Raw genomic sequence first — 26,663 nt, forward strand, 5'->3', positions numbered from 1 at the left:
GAATATGGACAAGGCAAAATTTACCAGTCAGTCGCCCATCGTAGTAGGATTGGATATCGGTACTACAAAAATTTGTGTTATCGTTGGTCGTAGAACACAACACGGTAAGATAGAAATCTTAGGAATAGGCAAGGCAGAATCGGCGGGTGTGACACGTGGAGTGGTTTCTAACATTCAAAAAACCGTGCAGGGTATTGCTCAAGCAGTTGAAGTAGCAAGCGGACAATCCAATGTAGAGATACAGGTGGTAAATGTGGGTATTGCTGGTCAGCACATTAAGAGCTTACAGCACAGAGGAATTTTAACAAGAAGAGAATTAAACAACGAAATCGGTAAAAAAGATATCGATAAGCTGATTGATGATATGTTTAAACTGGTAATGCCGCCGGGTGAGGAAATCATCCATGTATTGCCACAAGAATTTACCATCGATAACGAACCGGGAATCAAAGATCCGATCGGTATGGCAGGGGTTCGCCTTGAAGCTAATTTTCATATCATTTCTGGTCAGGTTACGGCTGTAAAAAATATCATCAAATGTGTAAACAATGCAGGTCTGCAAACTCAGGATTTAATTCTTGAGCCATTGGCTTCTTCTGAATCGGTGTTGAGCGAGGAAGAAAAAGAAGCCGGTATTGCATTGGTTGATATTGGTGGTGGTACTACAGACATTGCCATTTTCCACGAAGGTATTATCCGTCACACGGCAGTTATCCCTTTTGGTGGCAATAGTGTTACCGAAGATATCAGAGAGGGCTGCTCTGTAATGCGCAACCAGGCTGAGTTATTAAAAACACGTTTTGGTTCTGCATTGGCAGAAGAGAATAAAGAAAACGAAATTATTTGTGTTCCGGGTTTACGTGGCCGCGAACCAAAAGAAATTTCGGTTAAAAACCTGGCTTATGTCATTCAGGCACGTATGGAAGAAATTATTGAGCACGTATATTACGAGATCAAATCTTCTGGCTATGAGAAAAAACTGATCGGTGGTATTGTAATTACCGGTGGTGGTGCTTTATTAAAACACTTATCTCAGGCAGTTGAATATGTAACCGGTTTAGATTGTCGTATTGGTTACCCGAACGAGCATTTATCTAAATATGAAGATATGCCTAAAACCATTTATGATGATCTGAAAAGCCCGATGTATGCAACTAGTGTAGGTTTGTTGATCAAAGGAATCCAAAAAGCAGAAGAGTTAATTGAAGAAATGAAACAGCCTGGCGTTTTTGTAGAAAAACCAAAAACAGCCAAAGAAAAAGAGAAACGCGGACCAGGTTTGTTTGATAAATTACTGGCAAAAACAAGAACTTTCATTCAGGATGACATGAATGTAAGCGATGAAGATTACTTAAAAAGTTAATTACTTTTCCACAAAAGATGAGTTTTCCACATTATCAACAGTTGTGGAAAACGTCTGTTGAAAAAGTGTTAATATTACATTGAGTAATGAACAGAATTTAAAAATTTTTAAACAACTGATTCATAAAGATATGCAGTTCGAAATGTTAAAAGATAAGTCTTCAATCATCAAGGTAATTGGTGTTGGAGGCGGTGGCGGCAACGCAGTGAACCATATGTACCTGTCTGGTATTACTGGTGTGGATTTTATTATTTGTAATACAGATGCCCAGGCTTTGGAATCTAGCCCAATACCTAACAAGGTACAATTAGGTGCTAGCTTAACCGAAGGAATGGGGGCTGGTTCTATCCCTGAGGTTGGTAAAAACTCAGCTATAGAGAATATAGATGATATTAAGGCAATGTTAGGCAGTACAACCAAAATGCTCTTTATTACAGCAGGAATGGGTGGTGGTACCGGAACAGGAGCTTCTCCAATCATTGCGAAAGCAGCTAAAGAACTTGATATTTTAACTGTTGCCATCATTACTACACCATTTTCTTTCGAAGGAAAAAGACGTAGGCTGCAGGCAGATGAAGGAATGGAAGAGTTGAAAAAATACGTAGATTCTTACTTGGTAATTTCTAATGATCGCCTGCGTGAAATCTTCGGAAACTTAACCTTAGGCTCTGCCTTTGGCCAGGCCGACGATATTTTAACCACGGCTGCAAAAGGTATCGCAGAGATCATCACAGTTCCAGGTTATATCAACGTGGATTTTAAGGATGTGCGTACTGTAATGAAAGATAGTGGCGTAGCCATTATGGGTAGTTTTGCCGCTGAGGGCGAAGACCGTGCATTACAGGCAGTTGAAGGCGCTTTGGCTTCCCCATTGTTAAAAGATAATGAAATCGAAGGTGCCCGTTATATTTTATTGAATATTAGTTCTGGTCTGCGTGAAGTAACCATGGATGAGGTTTCGATTATTACCGATTACATTCAGGAGAAAGCTGGTTTATCGGCTGATTTAATCTGGGGTAACTGTACCGACGAATCTTTAAGCGATAAACTTTCAGTAACCATTATTGCTACAGGTTTCCAAACATCAGAAGAACGCGTAAACGAAGAAAAAAATAAAAAGAAAATATCACTTTTAACACCTGAAGAAGCACCGCTAGTTCGTCCCGTTGAACCAGTAAACTCTTTCATTCAGCCTAAAACAACGCCATCGTACGAGCCTGTTTTAAAAACGAAGGAAGAAGTTTCGCAGGCAGATCTTTTTGGTGGTATGTTCAATAAATCGGAACCTCAAAAAGTTCAGGAGCCAGAAAATAACGTGGTTCGCCATACTTTGATGGAGGAAGAACCCCAGATAGAAGAAGCACAGGAAACTGGCTTTGAGTTTGAGGTAAAATTAGCTGAAACTAATTTTGTGTTCGAAACACCGGCTGCCCAAATGCCGCCAATGCCTGAGCCTGAAATTGAAATGCCGGTTGTAGGTTTAGACGATGACAAAAGTGATGAATCGATGGAAGAGCAATTGAAAAAATCTAAAGAACGTATTTTGCGTTTAAAAGATTTAAGTATGAAATTGCGTACAACCAATGGTTTACAGGAGCTGGAAAACGAACCTGCTTATAAACGCAAGCAAATGCAGTTGCAACAAGTTCAGCATTCTTCTGAATCGCAGGTGAGTAGGTTTACTTTAAGCAACGATCAGGATGGTGGTACTGAGATCAGACCTAACAATTCTTTCTTGCACGATAACGTTGATTAAAACAAACCAAATATAATTTTAAAGCCCCGAAGTAAAATCGGGGCTTTTTTGGCATAAAATTGGAGTGTTAAAAAATCTTAATTAACACCTAAAAGATCATTAGGTTGATTTTAAGACGAATAAAGCTTAAATTCGCAAAATTTTATTATAAAAAACAGATAATACATTGGATATATTTGATAAGATAGCAAAGCACATGGGGCCACTTGGGCAGCACCAGAAATGGTCTCATGGGTATTTCTCATTTCCAAAATTAGAGGGAGAAATTGCACCTCACATGCAGTTTCGTGGAAAAGAGCATTTGGTTTGGAGTTTAAACAACTACTTAGGCTTAGCCAATCACCCGGAAGTTAGAAAGGCAGATGAAGAGGCTGCGGCAAAATTTGGTATGGCTTACCCTATGGGTGCCCGTATGATGAGCGGTAACTCAAACTATCATGAACAGCTGGAGCAAGAACTCGCAGAATTTGTGGGAAAACCAGACGCATTTTTATTAAACTACGGTTATCAGGGGATGGTATCGATTATCGATACTTTGGTTGACAGGAATGATGTTGTGGTATATGATGCAGAATCGCATGCCTGTATTGTAGATGGATTACGTTTGCACATGGGTAAACGATTTGTTTATAAACATAATGATATTGAAAGTGCCCGTAAGCAGTTAGAGCGTGCTACCAAACTGGTCGAAGAAACTGGTGGTGGTATTCTTTTAATTACCGAAGGTGTTTTTGGAATGAGCGGAGCTCAGGGTAAATTGAAGGAAATTGTTGATCTTAAAAAAGATTTCAACTTCCGTATTCTGGTTGATGATGCACATGGTTTCGGTACAATGGGTAAAACCGGTGCAGGTACACACGAAGCACAAGACTGTATCGATGGAATTGATGTTTATTTTGGAACCTTCGCCAAGTCTATGGCGGGTATTGGTGCTTTTGTTGCTTCAACAGAGCAAATTACCAATTTCTTAAGGTATAACATGCGTTCTCAGACTTTTGCCAAGGCATTACCAATGCCAATGGTAATCGGTTTGTTAAAACGCTTAGAATTGCTAAAAAGCAAACCGGAATTAAAAGATAAACTTTGGGAAATTGCAATGACCCTGCAAAAAGGATTACGCGAACGCGGATTCGATTTAGGTGTTACCGATTCGGTAGTTACACCGGTTTTCTTAAAAGGCGAACTTTCTGATGCTACTGCAATTACTTACGATTTACGCGAGAACTATAGCATCTTTTGCTCAATCGTTGTTTATCCGGTAATTCCAAAAGGTATGATCGAACTCCGTTTAATTCCTACAGCTGTTCATACACTGGAAGATGTACAACGTACTTTAGATGCTTTTAGTGAAGTAGCTGAAAAATTAGAAAACGGATATTATAAAGAGAATCTTTTCGCTACCGTTTAAGGTCTATATAAATTTTACAAAGCCCTTTAAATACGTTTAAAGGGCTTTTTTGTTGAAATTGTTTCTGTAAAAATCTGTATTTCAGTTACTTGACATAATTCTTTTGTGGAGAATATGTTTATAAAAGTATAGAATGTGGAAAAAAATGGCGTAGAAGGCTGTTTTTTATTGTTCTAAAAATTTTTTTATTTCACCAAACCCTTTAAATTAGAGTAAGATAATTAAAAACTAAAACCTTAAAGAACCATAGGAGTAATTAAAAATGAAAAAATTCGAAGAAGTAAAAAGTTTAGTGGCGGCTTTAGAAGCTGATGCAGACAAATTTTATAACAAAGGTAACAGCGCAGCTGGAACCCGTATACGTAAAGGTATGCAGGATTTGAAAAATTTAGCTCAGGCCATCCGTTTAGAAGTTCAGGAAACTAAAAACAAAGCTTAAGCGATCTAAATATTATAACAAAAAAAAGCCTCATTAGAGGCTTTTTTTTGTTATAACCATTCATTATTTTTAATCTATCTGTCAAATATTTTTATTATTGTAAAATATATAAGACAAATTATCCTTCATCCTTAAGTTTCCTTAGCTTTCATACTTTAGCGCTTGTGTTCCTTTATAAGTGATCAGATATTGCCCTGAAGGGTTGGTATTGCAACCTTTGCGATATATTAGCAAACTTTTTAAATGCAAGGAGAACAATTAAACACTGAATTTTAAGCACTAAATTACATGATATTTATTTGGTACCTAAGTAAAGGTAACCTTGAGTGTCAAATGCTAACGTTATTAACTGTTTAAGGTGTCAAAATATTTGTATTATACTCGGCCAGCTAGTGAAGATGTCAGCCATGTCCTGAATATCATGGGCGCTGTTCATCCAATAGATAGTAAATTGATTGAGGAGTTCAAAAAGCACCTCCTGCAGCTAAGAATAAACAAAGACCAAATACTTTTTAATGAGAATGAAGTGTGTGAATACATATACTTTATCGTTAAAGGGGCCTTAATGGGTTGTACTACCCATAATAAACAAAAAATAACCACTTACATTTCTGTTGAAAATGATTTTGTTAGTTCTATATCAGGGCTTCATGGATCTGGCTATTCGCAAGAGTATGTAGTGGCTGTTGAAGATACCCATTTGCTGGCCATGCGTAATGATGAACTCAACCGTCTTTTTTCACATCATTTCGAACTGAATTATATTTTCAGGGTTGTTTTGGAAAAATATTATAAAGATGCACAGCAAAGAGCGCACATTATACGGGTAGGAAACGCCAAAGAAAGGTACCTGTATTTTGCCAAAACGAATCCAGGTTATTTAGACCGCTTGCCTTTAGAACTGGTTGCCTCGCTGCTAAATGTTAAAGCTTCAACACTTTTATCCATTAGGAAAAATTTTTCAGGGAAAGACAAAAATAAGGAATTGGAAGAGTGGGGGCAAAAATTAGAATTGCATATCAATAAACATCAATCATTCAGGCATAAAGATGTCAGGCTTCAATCTCTTGCTAAAGAGGTTGGTTTAAGCAGTCATAAACTTTCTATTGTCTTAAACAGCTATTTCAATAAGAGCTTTATTGATTATATCAATCAATATCGTGTAAATTGGATTAAAGGAAGCATCCGGAACCCTGATATCATGCAGAACTTTACGCTAGAGGCACTCGCCTACAGTGCAGGTTTTTCTTCCCGGAGTGCCTTTTATAACTCCTTTAAAAAACTGGTAGGAATGAGTCCTGTCGAATATTCAAAAAAACCTAAATCAACAGAAACGATAGCTTAACGTTTCTGTTACAGAAATGCACTCTTAAGGTACTTTTTATTGTATAGTTGTGTTGATTTATAATACAGGACAAACTTGCTTCTGTATTATGTGCTATAAGGTGCATGTTTGGCTAATTTCGTGCAACAAACATAAACGATTAGATTTCATAGGCTGATATTGGCCAAAATTGATTAAAACTATGATAAGAATAATGCGTGCCGCAGACTGGGATGAGGTTAGTGCCATTTATCAGGAAGGAATCGATACTGGTACTGCAAGTTTTAGGACCCCTGATATTTCCTGGGAAAACTGGGATTCGTCACACCTTAAGGCCTGTAGGTTTGTGGCCTGCAAAGGTAAAGAAATTATAGGTTGGAGCGCGCTTTTGCCAGTATCGGCGAATTATGATGTTGGTAGGGTAGGTGAGACAGAAGTGTATGTTAAACATGGTTATAAAGGCCAGGGAATAGGTTCTTTACTGTTAGACGCACTTGTTAAAGAGAGTGAAAATAAAGGCATTTGGATGCTTCAGGCAGGGATATTTTTGCAAAATTCGGCCATATTGAAAATCTATGAAAAAGCAGGGTTCAGGGTAGTGGGCTATCGCGAAAAAATAGGAAAAGCAAAAGGCGTTTGGCAGGATAACCTGTTGATGGAAAGAAGAAATAAATTGATTGCATGATAAACAAAAGGTCTTTGAAAATAATTTCAAAGACCTTTTGTTATTTTTAGTATCTGAATGACTTATAATCATCCGCATAAATTCCTTTTTCAAACCTCACAAGTTTTTCATTTCTAAAAAAGAAAAATTTGTAATTTGTGCTGGTGTAATATGTGCTATAAATTCTGGTTCCATCTTCTTCATTCGCAGCGACCAATTCCGGCTTGTTTTTCTTTTTGAAATCAGATTCTGACATGCCCATCGTAAAAGTAGGTTCGAAGCCAACAAAGGCCCTACAGCTCAGCATTATTAATGCTAAAACAATTAAAATTATATTTTTCATGGTTATCTCCCTTATTTCTGATTAGCTTTTGATTCTTCTATTTTCACGGTTTTGTTATTGAAGTAATGCGTTTTTTGCTCAAATTTGTATAGTTTTTTTTGTGCAAAATAATAGAAATCAGAAAACGTTGATCTTTCTCCCGAACCTTTATAAACTTCATAGATTGTCGAATCATTGGCGAGGTAAACTAAAGCGGCCCGGCGATGAGAATCCTTAAAATCATTTTCGTTCATTCCAACATGGACATTGGATGATTCACTGTTCGGCTTAGCGCGTAGGGCACAGCCGCTGACCATTACGGCCAACATGGCAATACATAATACATTTTTCATTTTGTGTGTTTATTTGTGTGTATCGAAGCCAATTCAATAATGATGCCTTTAATATTCCTAAAACTTTTGGAGCGTTATAGTTTTTGAACTTTGTTTTAAGGCATTGATTGTCAGCTGATTTATTTACGTAATTTTTTATTTACACACAAAAAAACAGATTGTCTTCATTTACTTTTCAGCAAAATCAAACAATCTGTTCTAAAAATATTAATTGGGGTAGTGTTTAAGCCACCTCGCTTAGTTTTTCTATCTCTGCAATAATCGATTTTTCTAACGCCACAGAAGCTTTAACCAATGGCAACCTTACTGTATCGCCACAAACACCTAAATGTTTTAATGCCGCTTTTATTCCTGCCGGATTTCCCTCAGCAAAAGCCAAACGGGTAAATTCTATTAAGCTTAAATGAGCAGGCAAGGCCGCTTTATAATCGCCAGCTAAACAAAGTTTCACCATGTCAGAAAATTGCTTAGGTAAAGCATTCCCGATTACAGAAATAATCCCTGCTGCACCTAAAGCGATCATTGGCAAGGTAACCGGATCATCACCAGAGATTAAAAGAAAATCTGCAGGTTTATCTCTCATAATCTGGTTAAACTGATCAAAACTTCCTGAAGCTTCTTTGGTCGCGATGATGTTTTTAAAATCATACGCCAGTCTGCAGGTAGTTTCCGGGCTCATGTTGCTTCCGGTACGGCCAGGTACGTTGTATAAAATCAAATCTAAAGGAGAAATTTCTGCTAAGTATTTATAGTGCTGATAAATTCCTTCCTGCGTAGGTTTATTGTAATATGGACTAACCGATAAAATGGCGCTGTATCCGTTAGTATCGAAAGATTTAATATCTTCAGCAATGGCCAAAGTGTTATTGCCACCTATGCCGGCAACCAGCGGTAATCTATTGTTATTAATTTCAGCAGTATAGGCCCACACCTTCTTCTTCTCGTCCCTGGTCATTGTAGCGGTTTCGCCGGTTGTACCTAAAGAAACGAGGTAATCTATCCCTCCGTCTACCAAATGATTAATCAGGTTTTTTAAGCCGTTATAATCAACTGATCCATCTGTGTTGAAAGGTGTAACTAATGCTACACCAGTACCCTGAAATTTGTTCATTTTAATTTATAATTATTGAATTTTGAATGAGAGATTGAATGAATGCCTTGGACATTCTATCATTCACTAATTCAATCACTCTCTCATTTTATTTTATCATCTCTAAAAGTTCGGCATCGCTGATGATCGGAACGTTTAGTTTATTCGCTTTTTCTAATTTCGATGGCCCCATATTGTCGCCTGCTACCAGGTAATTCAATTTGCCCGAAATACCACTCAGCATCTTGCCTCCATTAGCCTCAATCATATCTTTTAGTTCATCGCGACTAAATTTTTCAAAAACGCCCGAAATTACGAATGTTTTTCCAATAAGTCTATCACTATCAAGCGTAATTACTTTTTCTTCAATTTCAAACTGTAATCCGGCTAATTTTAATAATTCTACCTGCTGTAAATGCTCAGATTTTCCAAAATACTCAACAATACTCTCTGCAATCCGCTGGCCGATCTCATCAATGGCAATTAATTCCTCTACAGTAGCTTTAGAAAGGTTGTCGATATTCTTTACGCCAGCGGCAGTTTTCTTTGCAACTGTTTCACCAACATATCGGATACCCAGGCCAAAAAGTACTTTCTCAAAAGGCATTTCCTTCGACTTTTCAATTCCTGCAAGCATATTCTCGATCGATCGTTCTCCGAAACGGTCTAAGGTTTTCAGTTGATCTGATTTTTGGTACAGGGTATATAAATCGCTGATGTGCCTTACAAGGCCATGCTTATAAAAGGTTTCAATAGTTTCATCGCCGAGCCCATCAATGTTCATGGCCTTGCGTGAAATGAAATGTTGAATTTTTCCAACAATCTGTGGCGGGCAACCCTCATCGTTAAGGCAATAATGAACTGCTTCTCCTTCTCTTCTGATTAATTCTGTTCCACATTCGGGGCAGTTGTGTAAATATTGAACCTTTGTAGCGCCAGGCAATCGCTTATCTAAATTTACCTTGATAATTTTTGGAATAATCTCACCACCTTTTTCTACATAAACGGTATCGCCTTCATGTAAATCTAAACGATCTATTTCGTTCGCATTATGCAATGTAGCGCGTTTAACCGTGGTGCCGGCCAATAAAACAGGTTTTAAATTGGCAACCGGCGTAACTGCACCTGTTCTCCCTACCTGATAGGTTACTTTTTCTAATACAGTTTCAACCTCTGCTGCTTTGTATTTGTATGAAATGGCCCAACGTGGAGATTTAGACGTGAAACCTAATTCTTGCTGTTGTGCATAACTGTTCACCTTAATTACAATACCATCGATATCATAACTTAGTTTAAAACGCTCGTTTTCCCAATGGCGTATAAATTCCAGTACTGCATCGATGTTAGAAACTAGTCGGTTATGTTCGCAAACATGGAACCCCCAATCTTTTACGGCATTTAAACTTTCCCAATGAGTTTTAAATTCATTTTTATCGGTGTATAAGAAATAAATAAAACCATCTAAGGGCCGTTTGGCCACTTCTTTGCTGTCCTGCATTTTTATAGTGCCCGAAGCAAAATTTCTAGGGTTTGCATAAGGGATCTCACCAAGTTCCTCACGGGCAGCATTTAAGCGTAAAAAAGCCGCTTTGTGCATAAAAATTTCCCCACGGATTTCGAAATGTTCGGGCGCAACCGCCGATTTGATCTGGTGTGGGATGGTATGAATGGTTTTTACGTTATTGGTTACATCATCACCTTTGGTGCCGTCGCCGCGGGTAACTGCACGTAAAAGTTTGCCGTTTTCGTAAGTAAGGCTAATGGATAGGCCATCAAATTTTAATTCGCAAACGTATTCAAAATTATCGCCAATCGCTTTACGGATACGTTCATCAAAATCACGGAGATCCTGCTCATTGTAGGTATTCCCCAACGATAACATGGGGTATTTGTGGTTTACGGTAATAAAATTTTTGGTAATATCTCCACCAACACGCTGCGTTGGCGAATTTGGATCGGCAAAATCAGGATTTGCTTTTTCGAGCCCAGCGAGGTGCTTTAATTTTTTATCAAACTCATAATCGCCAATGGTAGGCATAGCCAGCACATAATAGTTATAATTGTGCTGGTTTAATTCGGCCACCAGGGCATCCATTTCTTCTTTTATTGCAGTTAGCGACATAAGACAAATATAGAAAAAGGAGGAATTGGTTTTAATGATGATAAGAAATAAATCTGGGAGAATTAGCTTGACTCATGGTATGTTTAATTTATCGAACAAGATGAATTGTTAGATTTTAAGGGCACAGGGTGAAGGCAGCCCGTTGGAGTAGGATACTATTCAGGATTTGCAGTCACACATTCTCTTTCGTCTTGTGTTTCGATATTTCTTGTCCCATTTAGAATATAATACATTTACTTTTCATTCTAAAAATCGTCGGCAAATTAGAAGTTATGTTAATTGCCAAGGATCTTTATCAATCGAGGCTATGTCCGAAGATTTTTTTTACGCTTTTGCTGTGCCTTTAGTCATGGGGCATGTTAAGTTTCATTTTATGGCCGTAACATCCATTTCCAAGCTGGAATTATTTGAATATGCACACCATCTATAGTCAACTCTTCTTCTTCATCGAGCGTAATAATCAAAGCTTCGCTAACTTTACAGTAGATGGTAGCTTTAAGCAGTCCTTTTATTTCCCTGTTCCTTGTATCAGGATCAGTGAGCGTCCAACTTACCTGTACGGGTAAAGCGGTTCCGCCTTCTGGATAGATTATGAAATCACATTCGCCGGATGCCTCTGCATAGTAATAGATATTATTAGTATATATATTTCCGAATTTAAGATAAAGCTCTTTATATACTAGGTTTTCTAATAATAAACCATTATTGCCCGTATACTGTGCTGTATTTGCATTTAGCAATCCGTTATCCAGCCAATAAATTTTTTTGTCTGATTTCTCTCGCTTACTCTCTGAATAATCAAACCTGCTAATTCTTTTAAACAGATAAGCTTGTTCAGCCATATTCATCGCGTCATAAACACTATTTACCCCTACATTGTACTGCTGTGATTTAAGCTGGTTATATAACCGGCGAATGCTTATCGTTTTGCCTATTGTCGATGCAGCCTGGCGATAAAGGCTTCTTAGATAGGCGTAATTACTCAAATGATTATATTCAATAATGTCTCTTAGTAACATTGCATTATAATATTCCTGTAAATAGGCCAAACTTATTTGTTGCGAAGGGAGATTAATTGTTTCTGGATATCCTCCATTAACTAAGTACTTATGAAATAACGCTATTGTTTTGCTTTTGGCTAATCCATACTCTGATGGTATAAAATTACTGAATTCGCAGTATTCTTTGAAGGAAAGAGGAAGTAACTCGATTGCTATGCTACGACCTCGCAATACAGATTTCAGCTCTGTATGAAGTACAGAACTGTTGCTGCCTGTAAAAAAAATTTTTTTTGATAAGGTTTCGTTAATACGGTTTACGAATCGCTCCCAACCTGGTGCCGCTTGCACTTCATCAAAAAAGAACCACGCATTTTCCAATTTGGTTTCTGGATTGAGCTCCTGCCATGCTTGTAGAATTAAATCGAGCTGATGGGGTTCGAATTGTATACGTTCATCTTCAAAATTGAAATAGATAATCTGTTGAGGTGATATATGGCGAACTTTTTTTAACTCCTCAATTGTCAATTGCATTGCTGAGGTTTTGCCTACACGCCGCGGGCCGATAATTGCCTGTATTTTTTCAAGATCTAACGATATGCCAGTATTACGAGATCTAAGATTCTTAGACAGGGTTCTTTCTTGGTTTTGAATTAAAATCTCTTTAATTATTTCTTTCATGATACAAATATACAAAATCGTCTTTATTTAAGATTTATTTATGCTAAAAATATCTTTTTGATAAAGACTATTATTTGAAAACTATCTTTCATGGAGATATGATTTATGGAAATTCCCTTTTAAGAATCAAGACTATTCTGTCATGATATCTGTGGAATTATATTTGGCATTGGGATCAAACTATTGTCCAGTATACTTATAATATAAGCTAAACTTAATTTTATGAAGTATAAAAATAGAGCCTTTCTGCTATAAAATATTGGGAACGATAAGATTAAGTATTCATCATATCTGGTCTAACTTCTGTTAATGCTCAACTGATTAATATCCAAGAAACGTTTTATATTAACTTCCCCTCAATCTCCTCAAAAATGTCCATATAATCTTTTTCTAGAACGGTTTTAAAAATCCCAAGTTCAAAAGTCAGCTGCTGCAACTGCTTTTCATTTAACGTTTCTGGCCACAAACGCATACAGATCCTGTTAAGGGCATAACTGATATTTTCGAGTTTTTGGTAACTCAATAGGTATTTACTGCTGATGAACTCTTTTAGGAAGTTGAAAAATACTTCTGGATCTTTCAGGTTACAGTGCTTCAGAAAATCGCTTAATGATTCTTTTTTTACAGCTTCGAGTTTATCATAAAAATGATTCACCTGAACCAGATTATGCGTTACCAATAAATGATCCAGTAAAAGTTCTAAGCCAATGTGTGCGAGGAATGACGGGCGTACAGCAGTATTTTCTACAATGGGCTTAATGAGCTGCTTAAGCTCAGTGGTTTTCTCGAGAAAAAAATTAGATGAATGAAAAAGCAGGTCGACCGCTAAATGTCTTTTCCAGCCCATAAGCAGGTTTTCTTCATCAGGATTTCCTTTAAACAGGAATTCATTCTTCTGTGGATATAAATTTGCCTCTTTTGCAGCATTTTTAATCAGATCTGGCAAAACCGTTCCCATTACCACATTGGCATCATTATTTGTCCGGTCGAAATAATAATGGGATAAAAAGTTCATTTTGCAAGGTAATGTTTTCTTATATGGTTGTAAAGAGCCAATGGTAAAATATTGGTAAGGTTACGGGGCTGCAAAGCGCAATTGCGATAACTCATTTACAAAACCAACTAATTTGCTTTAAACTAAGCTAAAATTTTATCTTTGCACGCACATTATTAAAGTGTTTGTACAATGACGAATTTTGTTGAAGAGTTAAGATGGCGTGGCATGCTGCATGATATTATGCCGAATACTGAGGAAAAGTTAAACGAGGGTATGACTTCTGGCTATATCGGTTTCGACCCTACTGCAGATTCGTTGCACGTTGGGCACTTAACGCAGATCATGACACTGATTCATTTTCAAAATGCTGGTCACAAGCCGTTTGCTTTAGTTGGTGGTGCTACAGGTATGGTAGGCGATCCATCGGGAAAATCTGATGAACGTAATCTTCAGACACCTGAAATGATTGAGCATAACCTGAAAGGCATGAAAAAGCAATTATCTAAATTCTTAAAATTTGAAGAAGGTGGAAATGGCGCTGTAATGGTTAACAATGCCGATTGGTTTAAGGATATGAATCTTTTTACCTTTATCAGGGATGTAGGTAAACACATTACCGTGAACTACATGATGGCAAAGGATAGTGTTAAAAGACGTTTGGAAGGTGATTCTGGCCTATCTTTTACCGAGTTCTGTTACCAGTTGATTCAGGGTTACGATTTTTATCATTTATGGAAAAATGAAAACTGTTTGGTACAGATGGGTGGATCTGATCAATGGGGCAATATTGTTACCGGTACGGAGCTGATCAGAAGAAAAGATGCTGGTACAGCTTATGCCATTACTACACAGTTAATTAAAAAGGCAGATGGAACCAAATTCGGTAAAACGGAAAGCGGAGCAGTTTGGTTAGATCCAGAGAAAACTTCTCCATATAAATTCTACCAATTTTGGTTAAATGCATCAGATGATGATGTGAAAAAATGGATACGCATTTTTACCCTTAAAAATAAAGAAGAAATAGAAGCCTTGGAAAAGGAGCATGATGCCGCTCCGCATCTGCGTATCCTGCAAAAAGCTTTAGCTCAAGATATCACCATAAAAACCCACTCGGAGGAAGCTTTGGAAACTGCTATTAAAACATCTGAGTTTTTATTTGGTAACGGATCGTTAGAATTTTTGAAGAGTTTGTCAGAAAGCCAGGTGTTAGAAATGTTCGAAGGTATTCCACAGTTTAATATTTCTAAATCTGAATTGGCAGAGGGCATTGATGCGGCTACCTTACTTGCAGAAAAGGCTGCTGTTTTTCCATCTAAGGGAGAGGCTAAAAAAACCATTCAGGGTGGAGGTGTTTCGGTAAATAAAGAAAAGGTAGCTGAAATGGCCCAAGTCTTTAATGCAGATCATCTGATAAACGATAAATTCATCGTGGTACAAAAAGGAAAGAAAAATTACTTCCTTTTAATCGCCGGATAATATTTTCAAGCCCAATGAAATTAAAAGTACTCATTGGGCTTGAATTTAAAATTGAAGCTCAAAACGCCTTATGGTGTTTCGACAGGCTCAACATGACACCCCATAAGGTGCCTTTCTTTTAACTTCTTTTGTAACTACTCCTGGTCTGGCAGGCGGTCCTTTTCATCTTTTTTGCGGTTAAAGCGGTAAACCAATGTTGCGGTGGTTAATCTTCCGATGCCCTTAAAATTCGATTCTAAATAATAGGTATCTGTTGTGGTAATCTGTTTATCTATAAACGAATCGAATATGTTGTTTACCGCTAAAGTTACTGATACTTTATCTTTAAATAGATCTTTACTTAGTGCAATATTGGCGCGGTATTGCGCTTTATTGACCGATTGGATGTCGGTGTTTTTAGCCCTGTAGTTAAAACTGTATTCTATCGAAAAACTCTTCGGAAACTTCATCCGCGAGTTGATACGGGTAAACCAGGTATGGTCTTCAGATCCATGTGCTTTATTCTCAAAGGTACCTTGTTGCTTAAAAGCATAATAGTTAAAATCCCAGGATAACCGCCACCAGGATAGCGGATTGTAGGTGGTTGAAATTTCTAGTCCGTAACGGTCTTCATAATCGAGGTTAACAGGTGTGTTAACGAAACCATTAGCAGATTGTTTGAGTATAAATTCGAAGTAATTGGTAGCATGTTTATAATAAAGCGATGGATTGAAAGTGAGTTTTCCCCATCTTTGCAAGATGCCCAGCTCAAACGAGTTGGTGTACATTGGATTTAGGTCCGGGTTGCCCACTGTTAAGTTTCTTGTATCGGATAAGCCTGAAAACGGATTTAACTGCCAGAACTGTGGCCTGTTTATCCGTCTGCTATAGCTTAAACGCAGATCGGTACTCTTTTGCAGTTTATAGGTAATATTTGCGGTAGGGAATAGATCGATATAATCTTTTGAAGCCTGAAAGGAGCCCTGTCGGTCTGAAATGCCGATATCCGACAGTTCAGCCCTTAAACCCAGCAGGTAGTTAAACTTTTTGAATTTGTTCTCATACTGAAAATAAGCACCGTAAATGTTCTCATTGTACTTGAGCTTATTGTCATAGGCTGGAAGCAGTACATCGTCAGCTTTGGCCCAATAGTCACTTCTGATGGACCTGATATTCGCCCTTATCCCTGCCTCAAATTTCGAATCGCCAGAAAAAGTGCCTACAAAGTCACTTTGAATAAATATCGCATCGCTGCTTTCAATATCTCTTGATGTTAAACGGCTTGTGTTCGTTAAGGCTGGGAAAGTTTTTTGCTGGCTGATGTCCTGGTTTTCATCATCATTCCAAAAAACATATTGTAAACTCGTATTCCACTTTTGATCCTTTTTATCAAAGGTTTTTGCATAATTCAGTTCGAGCTGATTGTATTTTTGTGGCTCTCTGTAATTCTCGAAACGGTTAATTGTACTATCGGGTATATTGTTTTTATTATAATAATTGTACCGGTAATTGGTGGTGTCTTTATTCACCAGCAAATCATGATAAAAACTTCCGGTTAAGGTATTTTTGGAATTGATGTAATAATCCATTCCGAGATACACATTATAAAGATCATCATTTCTTCCCTGCTCGTTATTTTGTTTTAGTATGGTCTGTATCCCATTGTTTAAAACGCTTTGGTATCGTTGCTCCGACCCATAAAGGTTCCGGTACCGATAACCGATGTTACTAAAAAGGTTGATTTTTTCGGTTTTATAGCTCAGGTTTAAATTGCCGTTGTAATTTGCCGGATCGCCTACACCTACCTGCACTGAGCCGTTAAAGCCACTCAAAGTATTCTTTTTTAATACGATGTTGATAATACCCCCACCGCCCTGGGCTTCGTACCTCGAAGATGGATTGGTAATTACCTCCACCTTTTCGATATTGCTGGCGGGTATCTGCTCTAAACCATTGTTATTGGTCAGCATAGATGGCTTGCCGTTGATGAGTACCTGTACACTTCCATTTCCACGTAAACTTATGGCGCCATTGGCATCTACATTTACAGAAGGCACATTGTTTAAAATATCATTGGCAGAGCCACCTTTTGAAATTAGATCTTTACCTACATTAAATACTTTTTTGTCTAAACTTAATTCTACCGTAGTTTTTTCTGCGGTTACATCGACCGATTTCAACAACTGAACATCTTCTTTCAGGATAATGTCTCCAAGTTTAAGGCTCTGGGTTATTTCTCTGTTTTCGAGCAGTTGTGTTTTATAGGCAATAAATTCGATTTTAATGTGAAACCGGGCCGGTTGGCTGAGGAGCGTAAATTCACCTTTGCTATCTGTAACTGTGCTTTTTATAATTTTTTGATCAGCTACCGATAAAAGTTTGATGCCCGCGTTTTCGAGCGGTTTTAAGGTTTTTTCATCTATAACCCTTCCGGTAAGTTTAACTTCGGTTTGCGCAACGCTTTTCAGGGCCGATAATAAAAGGAGTAGGAAACACAATCGCTTAATCTGGTTCATGGTTTGTTTTAAATTTCCTGCAATATGGATGTTAGCACAAAGCAAAAACCCGTTTGAAGCCGTATAGGTAAGTATGGCATCCAAAAAGAGGTATTTTGGACCTTAACTCATTTCAGCATCCATTTGGATGTATCCGTATGCATTTTTGTTGTGTTCGTCGACGGTGCAAATTCGGATAGGTAAGAATTGTATATTTGTGTTGATGCCATTAATTGAGAGGATAGCCAAGTTCAGTTCCACACACCGGTTTCTTAGCCATGTTATTTTTTGGCTGGTTACCTCTATTGTATTTCTTAACCGCTATGATATTGATGAATACAATGATTTTCATAAAATCCTGATCCGGCATGCCTACTACATTTCCTTCACCATTATTGCTTCCTATTTTTTAACCTACCTGATCATTCCAAGGTTAATTACAGCCAAAACCTATTATGTGGTTGCTATTTACTTTCTGGTAGGAAGTTATATCATCTGTGTTTGTTCGAGAATAGTGGTGGTGCATGTGCTCGAACCGTTCTTAAGAACGCCACCATTTGGCCAGGAGACTATCCTAGAAATCGCAATGGACGTCCCCAAGCTTATTACACACTACTTTCCGTTAACGTTTTCTGCCGCCTGGATTTTTGCCTTTATTAAATTAATCAAAGAACAATATGCCATACAGCAGCATAAACTCTCTTTAGAAAAGGAACGGGCCGAAACAGAGTTAAAGGCCCTAAAGGCACAATTAAACCCACATTTTCTTTTCAATACACTGAACAATATTTACTCGCTTTCATTGGTTAACTCTCCAATTACTTCAAAATCAATTGCAGGCTTATCTGAAATACTCGATCATGTATTGTACAGGTGTAACGGTATGTATGTTCCTTTATCAGCAGAAATTACGCTGATTGAAAATTACATAGAACTAGAAAAACTAAGGTATGGTGGCCGTTTAGCGGTCAATTTTGGACATAAGATAGACGATGATGCCACTATTGCTCCTTTAATTTTGCTCTCCCTGGTCGAAAATGCTTTTAAACATGGTGCCGGCGAAGATATTGGCCTGCCTGTAATCAATATAGATTTAAAACTGAGCGAAAACCGTTTTCGTTTTATGGTTTCAAACAGTTTTATGCCGGGAAGGCAGAAAGAAGAAAATAGGATCGGGATAAATAACATAACCAAACAGCTTCAGCTGCTTTATCCTAAACAATACGATTTGAGCATTACTACCCACGATAATATCTTTGTAGTTTTACTACATATAAACCTAAAAAACAACACAAGTAAAAAAGATAAGATCTATGAAAGTAAGGTGTCTTTTAGTTGATGATGAGCCCCTGGCCATTCAATTGATACAAAATCACATTGACCAGCTAGATACTTTTGAGGTTGTGGGTACCTGCTCAAATGCAATCAAAGCATTAGAGATGCTCAGAACTGTGCCCGTTGATCTGATGTTCCTGGATATTAAAATGCCCCAGATTACCGGGATTGATTTTCTTAAAACCTTAAAAAATCCACCTGCCGTAATTATCACAACGGCTTATCGCGAATATGCAATAGAAGGTTACGACCTTGATCTGATCGATTATCTGCTAAAACCCATTACTTTCGACCGTTTTTTTAAAGCTGTAGACCGTTATTTAAGATTAAGGAGCCCAAACGTTAAATCTGATGTATTTTCACCCGTTACCGCACAGCAATCTATTTACATAAAAGCGGGAGGTAAGTTCCATAACCTGAATAAGGAAGAGGTATTGTACGTGGAGAGTTTAAAAGATTACATTGTAATTCATTGTACAGATAAAAAAATCACAGCGAAATATAAGATCGGCGATTTGGAAACTGAGCTCCAGGACAAGGCTTTTTTGCGCATACACCGCTCCTTTATAGTTAACCTAAAAAAAATAACCGCTTTTACCGCTTACGATATTGAAATTGGCACAAAAGAATTGCCCATTGGTGCAAGTTATAAGGAATATGTGTTTAAAAAACTGCAGCATACCGCGCTTAAATAATGCGATCTGCTTTTAGCAGAACATTTCATCCTGAACCGAAAAAAAGCCACTTCCGTGGCTTAAATGAGATGCTAACTTATAGATGCTAATTAAATACGTAAAACTTATTAAAGCACTTATAACATTTGTACCTCTTAACTGAAATCCATGGCATAAGCGTTTTAAAGAGAAAACCCCTGGGTACCCTATAGGTTTCGAAATTTTTACACTTCGGACAAGATAAACGGGTTTTAACTAAAGTTAATTCTTCTGTGGGTTCCATAATAAGCGTAAGTTTGGTCGGTAAATCAAATTTACGCAAAATAAAACCTAAGAATATCATCGAAAAACTACCATTTTGTTCATTTCATCGACTATTATTTCATTTTAAGGTAAAATATGTTCAAAAGGGTTATTAAAAGTGTTTTTTGTTTTATAATTTTTTACTTCTGTATCAGTTAACAGACAATATTCGAGCGATTTTTTTAATTCATCGTTGTTCATTTCCTGTCCAATAAAAATAAGTTCATTTTTACGGTCTCCAAAATCATTATCCCAATCTGCATCAATTTCAGTTCTGTTTTCCAGGTAGTCCACATATTGTTCACGTTCATGCTGCTGCATGCTTGCCCACCAAACCCCTGCCAGGTCGATGCGTAAGGAACCGCCTGCCTGCGAAAAATTAATTGCTTGCTCTGGCATGGCAGCAAGATAGAATATACCTTTTGATCGGATAATATTCTGCGGAAATTCCTTATTGATGTAATTCCATAATCTTTCAGGGTGAAAAGGCTTTTTAGAACGGAACACGGTAGAACTTATTCCATATTCTTCGGTTTCGGGCTGATGGAGTTCTTCAAGCTCCTTTTTCCATCCGGCTCCTTCAGATGCGGATTCAAAATCGAACAGTCTGGTGTTTAAAATTAAGGCAGGATCTATTTCCCCGAAAAGAGTCTGATAAATCTTGGCGTTTGGGTTCAGTTTGGAAATCAGTGCCCTGAGGACCTTAATATCGGTATCACTTACCAGATCGGTCTTGTTCAATAAAATTACATTAGCAAATTCAATCTGGTCGGTAAGTAGGTTTACAATAGTGCGTTTATCAGCCACATTATCAACCATGTTGCGGTCGGCAAGTTTATCTGCCGAACCAAAATCCCGGTAAAAATTATAAGCATCTACAACAGTTACCATTGTATCTAACTGGCTAAATCTGTTCAGGTCAATACCCGAAACTTCATCAATAAAAGAAAATGTTTGTGCAACAGGAATGGGTTCAGATATTCCCGTGCTTTCGATCAAAAGATAATCAAAGCGGTTTTCTTTTGCCAGTTTTTCCACTTCGATCATCAGGTCTTCCCGCAGGGTACAGCAGATGCAGCCGTTGCTCATCTCTACAAGTTTTTCATCGGTTTTAGATAAGGTATGCTGATCTTTAACCATAGCGGCATCGATATTTACCTCGCTCATATCGTTCACAATAACGGCCACTTTTAAATCTTGCTTATTCCTCAATATAGCATTGAGCAGTGTCGTTTTACCACTGCCCAAGAAACCGCTCAATACGGTTACGGGTAATTTCTTTATCATGTTAATGCAATTATGTTGCAAATATAACTCTGATTATTTTAAATGCAACTATATTGCTTTTATATTTGCAGACTAAATTTATTTTAATGAAACTACGGAGCTATAAAATCAACCTCGACCGGATCGGCATTACCGCCTCAACACTTTGTGCCATACATTGCGCAGCACTACCATTCCTGGTCACTGTTTTGCCGATGTGGGGTATGGGCTTCCTGGCCAATGAAGCGGTTGAAATTACGATGATTGCAGTTTCATTGATTATTGGTATCTGGAGCTTAAGTGCTGCCTACCGGAAACAACATCACCGTATTATGCCAATCCTGGTACTTATTTCAGGCTTTGCCTGCATTGCATTCGGGCATTTTTCGGGAATTGAGCTGCTGGAACCGATTTTGATCCCGCTTGGTGGATTTACCATTGCGACTGCCCATTACATCAATTTAAGAATGCTCAAGTCTTGTCCCATTGATCACCAGCACTAAAAATTTATCCTTATTAACGAATATGTCAAAGAATTATAAAATCCTGTTTATTCCGGCGTTGTTGTTCATCACCATGTTAAACCCTGCCTGTAAGCACGGTACAAATGATGGAATAGAACTGTACAGGCGTTATGCCATCAAAAATCTGGTAGTAAAAAAAGTGCAAAAGGTGTTACATCATGATTAAGATCAGTTCACTGGCACATGTTTATGAGAAGGGGAGAAGATTAAAATTTCCTGACTGGGAAATCGCAGATGTGGAGCAATGGCTTTTACTCGGTGCATCTGGTAGTGGGAAGAGCACACTGCTCAATATTATTTCTGGTCTTTTGGAGCCAAGCCAGGGTGAAGTTTTAATTAATGGAACCAATTTATATACGCTGCCTGCAAGAGGGCGGGATAGGTTCAGGGGAAGACATATCGGAATCATTTTTCAAAGGCCGCATCTTATTCGTTCACTTGATGTGCTCGATAACTTAGCGCTTGCTGCGGTAATGGCTGGGCTACCTGTAGATCATAAACGGAATCTTTCACTTTTGCACGATCTGGGTATTGCTGAGCTGGTTAAAAATTATCCTGACCAATTAAGTCAGGGGCAGTTGCAAAGGGTTTCGGTGGCGCGAGCATTGGTAAACAAACCCGATCTGCTGATTGCTGATGAGCCTACATCTAGCTTAGACGATGAAAATGCCAATCAGGTAATCCAGCTGCTGACTACCCAGGCTAAAGATAATGGAGCTGCACTGATCATTGCCACGCACGACCGAAGGGTTCGGTACCACATTACTAAAACCTATCTACTCTAATGAATATCTTTAAAATCAGTAGCAAAAACCTCGTCAGGAATAAGCTAACAACAATTTTGAATATTATTTTAGTTGCCTTTGGTGTAAGCATCCTGTCTATTCTCTTTTTGGCTTCTACACAGATTAGTAACAAACTGGAAAAAAATGCCAAGGATATCGATCTGGTTGTGGGGGCAAAAGGAAGCCCCTTACAGTTGATATTAAGCAGCGTTTACCATATCGATTACCCAACGGGAAATATTCCTGCTAAAGATGCCTACAAATTAATGCAGAACCCTATGGTTAAAAGGGCTGTTCCATTGGCATTGGGCGATAATTATAACGGCTACCGGATTGTTGGCACTGATAGTACTTTCTCCAATCTTTACGGTTTATCTATCCAAAAGGGCAGTTTTTGGCATAAAGATTTAGAAGTAACCCTTGGTAGCACTGTTGCATTAACATCGGGGCTCAAGATTGGCGGTTTTTTTTTCGGCGCACATGGTTTAACCGGGAATGGTGATGTTCATAAACAACATGCTTACCGGGTAAAAGGGATTTTAAAACCACAGGGAAACATAACCGATAATCTGATCCTCACTAATATTGGTAGTGTGTATAAAATGCATGAAGAGAAGCATGTTGAGGGCCATAGCCACGTTGCTGCAGAAGAAGCCAAAGAGATTAACGATAAACAGATTACAGCCTTGCTGATCCAGTATAAATCGCCAATGTCGGTGATTCTTTTCCCGCGGATGGTTAACCAAAGTACAAACATGCAGGCGGCCTCTCCAGCGATGGAAAGTGCAAGGTTGTTTTCACTGATTGGTGTTGGGATTGATACGTTACAATGGTTCGCCATATTTATTATGGGGATTGCTGCCCTGAGTATTTTTATCAGCCTTTATAACGCCATGAAAGAACGGAAATACGACCTGGCCATTATGCGCTGTCTTGGTGCATCAAAATCGAAACTCTTTTTCCTGGTTATGTTTGAAGGGGTTTTGGTTACATTTATCGGCGCCTGTTTGGGATTGTTGATCGGGCATGTTGCCCTTGAGGTAATCGGGGCCTATCAGGAATCTTCTCAGGCAAAATTAACAGGGCTTACTGCAATTCTACAGGAAGTATATTTAATCTGGATCGGGCTGTTTATCGGCGCTTTAGCCTCGCTTATCCCTGCTATGCAGATTTACAAGGTTGATATTGCCGAAACTTTAACCAAAAACAGATAACCCGGTTGAGGTTAATGCGATGAAGAAATTGGTTTTGTTGGTTGTTTCATGTTTAGTTATCCACGTAGTAGCGGCGCAGGTTAAGGTACATACCGACATGCGCACGCCTACCTGGAACCTGATCGGTTTAAGGTATGATGCCGAAATTGCTCCAAAGAAATGGGGAAGCGTTTTTCCTCCGGCATTAAAGGCATTACACAATAAGGTTATCGAGCTGCCTGGTTACATCATCCCCACAAAGGTAGGCTCGAAATTTAGCGAATTTATGTTCTCTATTGTACCCATTGCCTCCTGTCCGTACTGTGGCTTGGGCGATATTCCATCAATGGTGCAGGTAAAAATGTTAACGGCTATTCCCATTACCGAAAAACCGATCAAACTGAAAGGGATATTCGTTATTAACGATTCGGGTGATGATAGGAGCGAGTTTTTTCTTTTAAATGCAAAACAGTTATGATGAAAAAATATATAACGGTTTTATTGATGTTGATCTCTTTTACGGCTGTTGCGCAGGTAAATGTACATACCGATATGCGTACGCCCACCTGGAACCTGATCGGCTTAAAATACGATAAACAGGTAAAACCATTGGTTTGGCAGGCTGTTTTTCCGCTGGCATTAAAAGCAATCAATAACAAGATCATTGAAATCCCAGGCTATATTATTCCAACCAAGGTTGGTAATAGTTTTACCGAGTTTATGTTTTCTATTGTGCCCATTGCCTCCTGCCCGTATTGTGGCACGGGCGATATCCCTTCGATGATAGAAGTGAAGACTTTAAAACCGATTACCTGGACCGATGAGCCGATTACCCTGAAAGGCAAATTTATAATCAACGATCTGGTGATAGCCGATCTACCTTTTTTCTTTTAGATGCTATAAAACGATGAGATATTTGCATTTTATTTTCTTTCTGTTTTCCGTTTGCTCAGTTAGTGCACAAACGCAAAAGCACAACCCAAAAGATCAATTGCGATCTTTAAACTGGGATGTAATCGGCTCGGTGAAATTTGAACTTACCGAAAAGAACGAACTTTTGCCCCTGTTTACTGAATCGATCAGACGTTTTGAGAATAGGGAGTTTGATTTAACAGGTTACCTGATCCCTATAAAAAGTGGACAGAAACAACAGCAATTTCTTTTGGCTACCCTTCCCATTAACCAATGTTATTTTTGTGGGCAAAATGGTATTCCGGTAATGATTATGGTTGAGATGAGAATTGCTGTGCCTTATAACGAAAAACCCATCCATGTACGGGGGATTTTAAAATTGGAACAAAAGGATGCGAGCTATGCACCGCCAATAAGCATCAAAAATGCCAAACTGATTAATTAATTGCTTATTTTTGTATTGCTATGGAAAACAAAACAGCACGTTTTGAAAAACTTTTGGTTAAAAACGGACTAAAAAGAACTGCCCCACGTTTACAGGTGCTGGAGATTTTGAGCGGAAGAGATTCTGCAACATCTCAGCCTTACTTGGAGCAGGTGATGGGCAAGGATGCAGACCGGGTTACTTTATACCGTGTTTTGCAGGCTTTCGAAGAAAAAGGGATTATACATAAGGTTTTAGATCAACAGGGTACAGCCAATTATGCCATCTGTTCTGATGGCTGCAGTGCACACGAACACCATGATGAACATGTGCATTTTAACTGCGATAACTGTCATAAAATTTACTGTTTGGATACCGTTAAAATTCCGGCATTAAAAGTTCCTGCCGGATTTAAAGTAGAGCACCTGAACCTGATTGCTACCGGTTTATGCGCAAGCTGTTCGGATAAGGTAAATTAAAGTTTATTGCACCAAAAGATTACAACCCCTGATATCGGCATTGTCAAACCTGCCCAATACTTCAAAACTTTGATCAGGATTTATTCTGCCCAAATCCTGCGTAGCAATAAATGAACAAGAATTGAGATTGGCCAGATCGATTACATTGATGCCGCCAGTCCTGCCATTCGCCATCAAACTTAAAGGATCGTTGGTGTCGCGGATCAAAACCTTCATCCAGCTGGGGCAGTTAAAGATACCTTCACCCAAAGAATAAGCCTGAGAAAGTAGTTCGGTCATCCCATATTCGCTATGGATAGCTTTTACACCAAATCCTTCGGTTAATTGTTCGTGAAGTTCTTCCCGTACCATTTCTTTACGTTTCCCTTTCATTCCTCCCGTTTCCATTACAATCAGCTCGGGGAAATCGATTTCAAACTGTTCTATAAAATCGAGCAGGGCATAGGTAACACCAATTAAAACAGTTTTCTGTTTTTTTGATTTAAGATCCAGGAGGGTTTTCAGCAGTTCATCATGGTTGTATAAAAAGTAACCACTTTGTGGGTGTTTGCTCTTTTCGATCAGATCGTTCACCATGTAGATTAACGATGAACCAGCTCGCTGTTGGTAGGATGGGAGCAGAGCCAAAAAGCAATATTCAGTAATATCCCCGTAAAATTGTGCAAAAGCCTGTAGATAGCTCTGTTCATATAATTTCACATTGGTTACATGATGGCTGCTCTGTACCATGCCTGTAGTACCAGAACTGCTGAAAGTAATTTCGACAGGATCGGTACTGCTGAGAATGGAATGGCTTTTAAAAAAACTGATTGGTAAAAAAGGGATCTGTGCAATTTCGCTCACCTCATCAGCATCAACACCTAAATGAAAGATATATTCGCGATAAACATTGCAGTTTTGCGCCTGTAACTTAAAAACGTTTAAGGCAAGGGCGTTAAACGCATCGGTACTTTTTACAGAAAATATATCGTTAGCTGTTAAATCCACACGGTAAAAGTCAATGCCGTAAAGTTAAGGTTTTTAATGATTATCCATCAATTGGAGCAGTCTTAAAATAGCCAAACCGCATATTAAATTATTATTTGCAAAGCAATTGCAGCAGACCTATGTTAGTTTAGTCCCGCCATTCGCTTTATACCGATGAAGAATCGGTATGTTCGCTGCTGTCGGGTTTAGTTTAGTGAGGCTTGTGCTGCTATATCGGTTTACCTTGCACAAGTCTTGTTTTTTAGCCCTGACAGAAGCGGGCACGCAGTAAAGCGGATGGCAGGACCTGCTTTAAAAAAAGCGAATGGCGTTGC

26 protein-coding genes are annotated in these 26,663 nt (G+C 38.4%); 17 read left to right on the top strand and 9 right to left on the bottom strand.

The features are described 5' to 3' along the window. Window positions 1–4: 4 nt before the first annotated feature. From ftsA to J7E57_RS16635, 6 genes are all read left to right on the top strand, one after another. Window positions 5–1,363, top strand: a complete 1,359-nt coding sequence (gene ftsA, locus J7E57_RS16610; protein ID WP_055915204.1) for a cell division protein FtsA — start codon at window positions 5–7, stop codon at window positions 1,361–1,363. Between the two features lie 130 nt (window positions 1,364–1,493). Next, window positions 1,494–3,119 carry a cell division protein FtsZ gene (ftsZ, locus tag J7E57_RS16615; protein WP_215132139.1) on the top strand — a complete coding sequence of 542 codons (1,626 nt, stop codon included), beginning with the start codon at window positions 1,494–1,496 and terminating at the stop codon, window positions 3,117–3,119. 166 nt (window positions 3,120–3,285) lie between these two features. Next, the gene (locus J7E57_RS16620) at window positions 3,286–4,527 is read left to right on the top strand and encodes an aminotransferase class I/II-fold pyridoxal phosphate-dependent enzyme (RefSeq protein WP_057932618.1); all 1,242 of its coding nucleotides are present in this window, start codon (window positions 3,286–3,288) and stop codon (window positions 4,525–4,527) included. 262 nt (window positions 4,528–4,789) lie between these two features. Next, complete coding sequence (locus J7E57_RS16625) at window positions 4,790–4,966, top strand: hypothetical protein (RefSeq protein WP_029278061.1); 177 nt, start codon at window positions 4,790–4,792, stop codon at window positions 4,964–4,966. A 358-nt stretch (window positions 4,967–5,324) separates the two neighbouring features. After that, on the top strand, window positions 5,325–6,311 hold the full coding sequence (locus J7E57_RS16630; protein WP_215132006.1) for a helix-turn-helix domain-containing protein: 987 nt from the start codon (window positions 5,325–5,327) through the stop codon (window positions 6,309–6,311). A gap of 181 nt (window positions 6,312–6,492) precedes the next feature. Next, window positions 6,493–6,975 (top strand): GNAT family N-acetyltransferase, encoded by a 483-nt coding sequence (locus J7E57_RS16635; protein WP_215132008.1) that lies wholly within the window; start codon window positions 6,493–6,495, stop codon window positions 6,973–6,975. Window positions 6,976–7,021: 46 nt separating this feature from the next. On the opposite strand, the gene J7E57_RS16640 is transcribed toward J7E57_RS16635, so the two are convergent. The 6 genes from J7E57_RS16640 to J7E57_RS16665 all read right to left on the bottom strand — a co-directional run bounded on the left by J7E57_RS16640 (window position 7,022) and on the right by J7E57_RS16665 (window position 13,535). Then, window positions 7,022–7,297 carry a hypothetical protein gene (locus tag J7E57_RS16640; protein ID WP_215132010.1) on the bottom strand — a complete coding sequence of 92 codons (276 nt, stop codon included), beginning with the start codon at window positions 7,295–7,297 and terminating at the stop codon, window positions 7,022–7,024. A gap of 11 nt (window positions 7,298–7,308) precedes the next feature. Further along, on the bottom strand, window positions 7,309–7,629 hold the full coding sequence (locus tag J7E57_RS16645) for a hypothetical protein (protein WP_215132012.1): 321 nt from the start codon (window positions 7,627–7,629) through the stop codon (window positions 7,309–7,311). A 223-nt stretch (window positions 7,630–7,852) separates the two neighbouring features. Next, the gene (dapA, locus tag J7E57_RS16650; protein ID WP_215132014.1) at window positions 7,853–8,740 is read right to left on the bottom strand and encodes a 4-hydroxy-tetrahydrodipicolinate synthase; all 888 of its coding nucleotides are present in this window, start codon (window positions 8,738–8,740) and stop codon (window positions 7,853–7,855) included. A gap of 88 nt (window positions 8,741–8,828) precedes the next feature. After that, window positions 8,829–10,841: an NAD-dependent DNA ligase LigA gene (gene ligA, locus J7E57_RS16655; RefSeq protein ID WP_215132016.1), complete on the bottom strand. Its 2,013-nt coding sequence runs from the start codon at window positions 10,839–10,841 to the stop codon at window positions 8,829–8,831. Between the two features lie 371 nt (window positions 10,842–11,212). Further along, window positions 11,213–12,520, bottom strand: a complete 1,308-nt coding sequence (locus J7E57_RS16660) for an ATP-binding protein (RefSeq protein ID WP_215132018.1) — start codon at window positions 12,518–12,520, stop codon at window positions 11,213–11,215. A gap of 340 nt (window positions 12,521–12,860) precedes the next feature. Further along, the gene (locus J7E57_RS16665; protein WP_215132019.1) at window positions 12,861–13,535 is read right to left on the bottom strand and encodes an ACP phosphodiesterase; all 675 of its coding nucleotides are present in this window, start codon (window positions 13,533–13,535) and stop codon (window positions 12,861–12,863) included. Between the two features lie 171 nt (window positions 13,536–13,706). Here J7E57_RS16665 and tyrS point away from each other — a divergent pair, with 171 nt between their 5' ends. Continuing rightward, on the top strand, window positions 13,707–14,993 hold the full coding sequence (tyrS, locus tag J7E57_RS16670; RefSeq protein ID WP_215132021.1) for a tyrosine--tRNA ligase: 1,287 nt from the start codon (window positions 13,707–13,709) through the stop codon (window positions 14,991–14,993). A 134-nt stretch (window positions 14,994–15,127) separates the two neighbouring features. Here tyrS and J7E57_RS16675 read toward each other — a convergent pair whose 3' ends face one another. Beyond that, complete coding sequence (locus J7E57_RS16675) at window positions 15,128–17,572, bottom strand: outer membrane beta-barrel family protein (protein ID WP_215132023.1); 2,445 nt, start codon at window positions 17,570–17,572, stop codon at window positions 15,128–15,130. 118 nt (window positions 17,573–17,690) lie between these two features. Here J7E57_RS16675 and J7E57_RS16680 point away from each other — a divergent pair, with 118 nt between their 5' ends. After that, complete coding sequence (locus J7E57_RS16680) at window positions 17,691–18,806, top strand: sensor histidine kinase (RefSeq protein ID WP_215132025.1); 1,116 nt, start codon at window positions 17,691–17,693, stop codon at window positions 18,804–18,806. Continuing rightward, complete coding sequence (locus tag J7E57_RS16685; protein ID WP_215132027.1) at window positions 18,781–19,497, top strand: LytR/AlgR family response regulator transcription factor; 717 nt, start codon at window positions 18,781–18,783, stop codon at window positions 19,495–19,497. The genes J7E57_RS16680 and J7E57_RS16685 overlap by 26 nt, the downstream gene beginning before the upstream one ends. Before the next feature lie 366 nt (window positions 19,498–19,863). Here J7E57_RS16685 and J7E57_RS16690 read toward each other — a convergent pair whose 3' ends face one another. Then, window positions 19,864–21,066 carry a GTP-binding protein gene (locus J7E57_RS16690; protein WP_251029948.1) on the bottom strand — a complete coding sequence of 401 codons (1,203 nt, stop codon included), beginning with the start codon at window positions 21,064–21,066 and terminating at the stop codon, window positions 19,864–19,866. A gap of 86 nt (window positions 21,067–21,152) precedes the next feature. On the opposite strand from J7E57_RS16690, the gene J7E57_RS16695 reads away from it, so the two are divergent. Genes J7E57_RS16695 through J7E57_RS16730 form a run of 8 tightly spaced genes read left to right on the top strand, consistent with a single transcriptional unit; the run spans window position 21,153 to window position 25,362 of the window. Further along, a complete protein-coding gene (locus J7E57_RS16695) occupies window positions 21,153–21,548 on the top strand; it encodes a MerC domain-containing protein (protein ID WP_215132029.1) in 396 nt (131 codons plus the stop codon). A 22-nt stretch (window positions 21,549–21,570) separates the two neighbouring features. Beyond that, a complete protein-coding gene (locus J7E57_RS16700; RefSeq protein ID WP_215132031.1) occupies window positions 21,571–21,735 on the top strand; it encodes a hypothetical protein in 165 nt (54 codons plus the stop codon). Continuing rightward, window positions 21,728–22,354 (top strand): ABC transporter ATP-binding protein, encoded by a 627-nt coding sequence (locus J7E57_RS16705; protein WP_215132033.1) that lies wholly within the window; start codon window positions 21,728–21,730, stop codon window positions 22,352–22,354. Before J7E57_RS16700 ends, J7E57_RS16705 begins: the two co-directional genes overlap by 8 nt. Then, window positions 22,354–23,568, top strand: coding sequence for an ABC transporter permease (locus J7E57_RS16710; protein WP_215132035.1), 1,215 nt, complete (start codon window positions 22,354–22,356; stop codon window positions 23,566–23,568). The genes J7E57_RS16705 and J7E57_RS16710 overlap by 1 nt, the downstream gene beginning before the upstream one ends. Window positions 23,569–23,587: 19 nt before the next feature. After that, complete coding sequence (locus tag J7E57_RS16715; protein ID WP_215132037.1) at window positions 23,588–24,025, top strand: hypothetical protein; 438 nt, start codon at window positions 23,588–23,590, stop codon at window positions 24,023–24,025. Next, window positions 24,025–24,441: a hypothetical protein gene (locus J7E57_RS16720; protein WP_215132038.1), complete on the top strand. Its 417-nt coding sequence runs from the start codon at window positions 24,025–24,027 to the stop codon at window positions 24,439–24,441. The genes J7E57_RS16715 and J7E57_RS16720 overlap by 1 nt, the downstream gene beginning before the upstream one ends. Before the next feature lie 13 nt (window positions 24,442–24,454). Continuing rightward, window positions 24,455–24,904 (top strand): hypothetical protein, encoded by a 450-nt coding sequence (locus tag J7E57_RS16725; protein ID WP_215132040.1) that lies wholly within the window; start codon window positions 24,455–24,457, stop codon window positions 24,902–24,904. Window positions 24,905–24,924: 20 nt separating this feature from the next. Beyond that, window positions 24,925–25,362: a Fur family transcriptional regulator gene (locus J7E57_RS16730; protein ID WP_131030158.1), complete on the top strand. Its 438-nt coding sequence runs from the start codon at window positions 24,925–24,927 to the stop codon at window positions 25,360–25,362. A gap of 3 nt (window positions 25,363–25,365) precedes the next feature. On the opposite strand, the gene J7E57_RS16735 is transcribed toward J7E57_RS16730, so the two are convergent. Then, window positions 25,366–26,349 (bottom strand): acyl transferase, encoded by a 984-nt coding sequence (locus J7E57_RS16735; protein WP_215132042.1) that lies wholly within the window; start codon window positions 26,347–26,349, stop codon window positions 25,366–25,368. Window positions 26,350–26,663: the final 314 nt, after the last annotated feature.

It is taken from the genome of Pedobacter sp. ISL-64 (assembly GCF_018613605.1).
In the GTDB taxonomy this organism is placed as follows: domain Bacteria; phylum Bacteroidota; class Bacteroidia; order Sphingobacteriales; family Sphingobacteriaceae; genus Pedobacter.

What these genes read in the sequence shown, in the direction of transcription:
- J7E57_RS16645 (WP_215132012.1), bottom strand. Translation starts at nt 7,629, where the DNA reads ATGAAAAATGTATTATGTATTGCCATGTTGGCCGTAATGGTCAGCGGC.
- J7E57_RS16705 (WP_215132033.1), top strand. Translation starts at nt 21,728, where the DNA reads ATGATTAAGATCAGTTCACTGGCACATGTTTATGAGAAGGGGAGAAGA.
- J7E57_RS16720 (WP_215132038.1), top strand. Translation starts at nt 24,025, where the DNA reads ATGAAAAAATATATAACGGTTTTATTGATGTTGATCTCTTTTACGGCT.
- J7E57_RS16660 (WP_215132018.1), bottom strand. Translation starts at nt 12,520, where the DNA reads ATGAAAGAAATAATTAAAGAGATTTTAATTCAAAACCAAGAAAGAACC.
- ftsZ (WP_215132139.1), top strand. Translation starts at nt 1,494, where the DNA reads ATGCAGTTCGAAATGTTAAAAGATAAGTCTTCAATCATCAAGGTAATT.
- J7E57_RS16700 (WP_215132031.1), top strand. Translation starts at nt 21,571, where the DNA reads ATGTCAAAGAATTATAAAATCCTGTTTATTCCGGCGTTGTTGTTCATC.
- J7E57_RS16730 (WP_131030158.1), top strand. Translation starts at nt 24,925, where the DNA reads ATGGAAAACAAAACAGCACGTTTTGAAAAACTTTTGGTTAAAAACGGA.
- ftsA (WP_055915204.1), top strand. Translation starts at nt 5, where the DNA reads ATGGACAAGGCAAAATTTACCAGTCAGTCGCCCATCGTAGTAGGATTG.
- J7E57_RS16635 (WP_215132008.1), top strand. Translation starts at nt 6,493, where the DNA reads ATGATAAGAATAATGCGTGCCGCAGACTGGGATGAGGTTAGTGCCATT.
- tyrS (WP_215132021.1), top strand. Translation starts at nt 13,707, where the DNA reads ATGACGAATTTTGTTGAAGAGTTAAGATGGCGTGGCATGCTGCATGAT.
- J7E57_RS16710 (WP_215132035.1), top strand. Translation starts at nt 22,354, where the DNA reads ATGAATATCTTTAAAATCAGTAGCAAAAACCTCGTCAGGAATAAGCTA.
- J7E57_RS16685 (WP_215132027.1), top strand. Translation starts at nt 18,781, where the DNA reads ATGAAAGTAAGGTGTCTTTTAGTTGATGATGAGCCCCTGGCCATTCAA.
- J7E57_RS16665 (WP_215132019.1), bottom strand. Translation starts at nt 13,535, where the DNA reads ATGAACTTTTTATCCCATTATTATTTCGACCGGACAAATAATGATGCC.
- J7E57_RS16680 (WP_215132025.1), top strand. Translation starts at nt 17,691, where the DNA reads ATGCCATTAATTGAGAGGATAGCCAAGTTCAGTTCCACACACCGGTTT.
- J7E57_RS16625 (WP_029278061.1), top strand. Translation starts at nt 4,790, where the DNA reads ATGAAAAAATTCGAAGAAGTAAAAAGTTTAGTGGCGGCTTTAGAAGCT.
- ligA (WP_215132016.1), bottom strand. Translation starts at nt 10,841, where the DNA reads ATGTCGCTAACTGCAATAAAAGAAGAAATGGATGCCCTGGTGGCCGAA.
- dapA (WP_215132014.1), bottom strand. Translation starts at nt 8,740, where the DNA reads ATGAACAAATTTCAGGGTACTGGTGTAGCATTAGTTACACCTTTCAAC.
- J7E57_RS16725 (WP_215132040.1), top strand. Translation starts at nt 24,455, where the DNA reads ATGAGATATTTGCATTTTATTTTCTTTCTGTTTTCCGTTTGCTCAGTT.
- J7E57_RS16690 (WP_251029948.1), bottom strand. Translation starts at nt 21,066, where the DNA reads ATGATAAAGAAATTACCCGTAACCGTATTGAGCGGTTTCTTGGGCAGT.
- J7E57_RS16695 (WP_215132029.1), top strand. Translation starts at nt 21,153, where the DNA reads ATGAAACTACGGAGCTATAAAATCAACCTCGACCGGATCGGCATTACC.
- J7E57_RS16715 (WP_215132037.1), top strand. Translation starts at nt 23,588, where the DNA reads ATGAAGAAATTGGTTTTGTTGGTTGTTTCATGTTTAGTTATCCACGTA.
- J7E57_RS16640 (WP_215132010.1), bottom strand. Translation starts at nt 7,297, where the DNA reads ATGAAAAATATAATTTTAATTGTTTTAGCATTAATAATGCTGAGCTGT.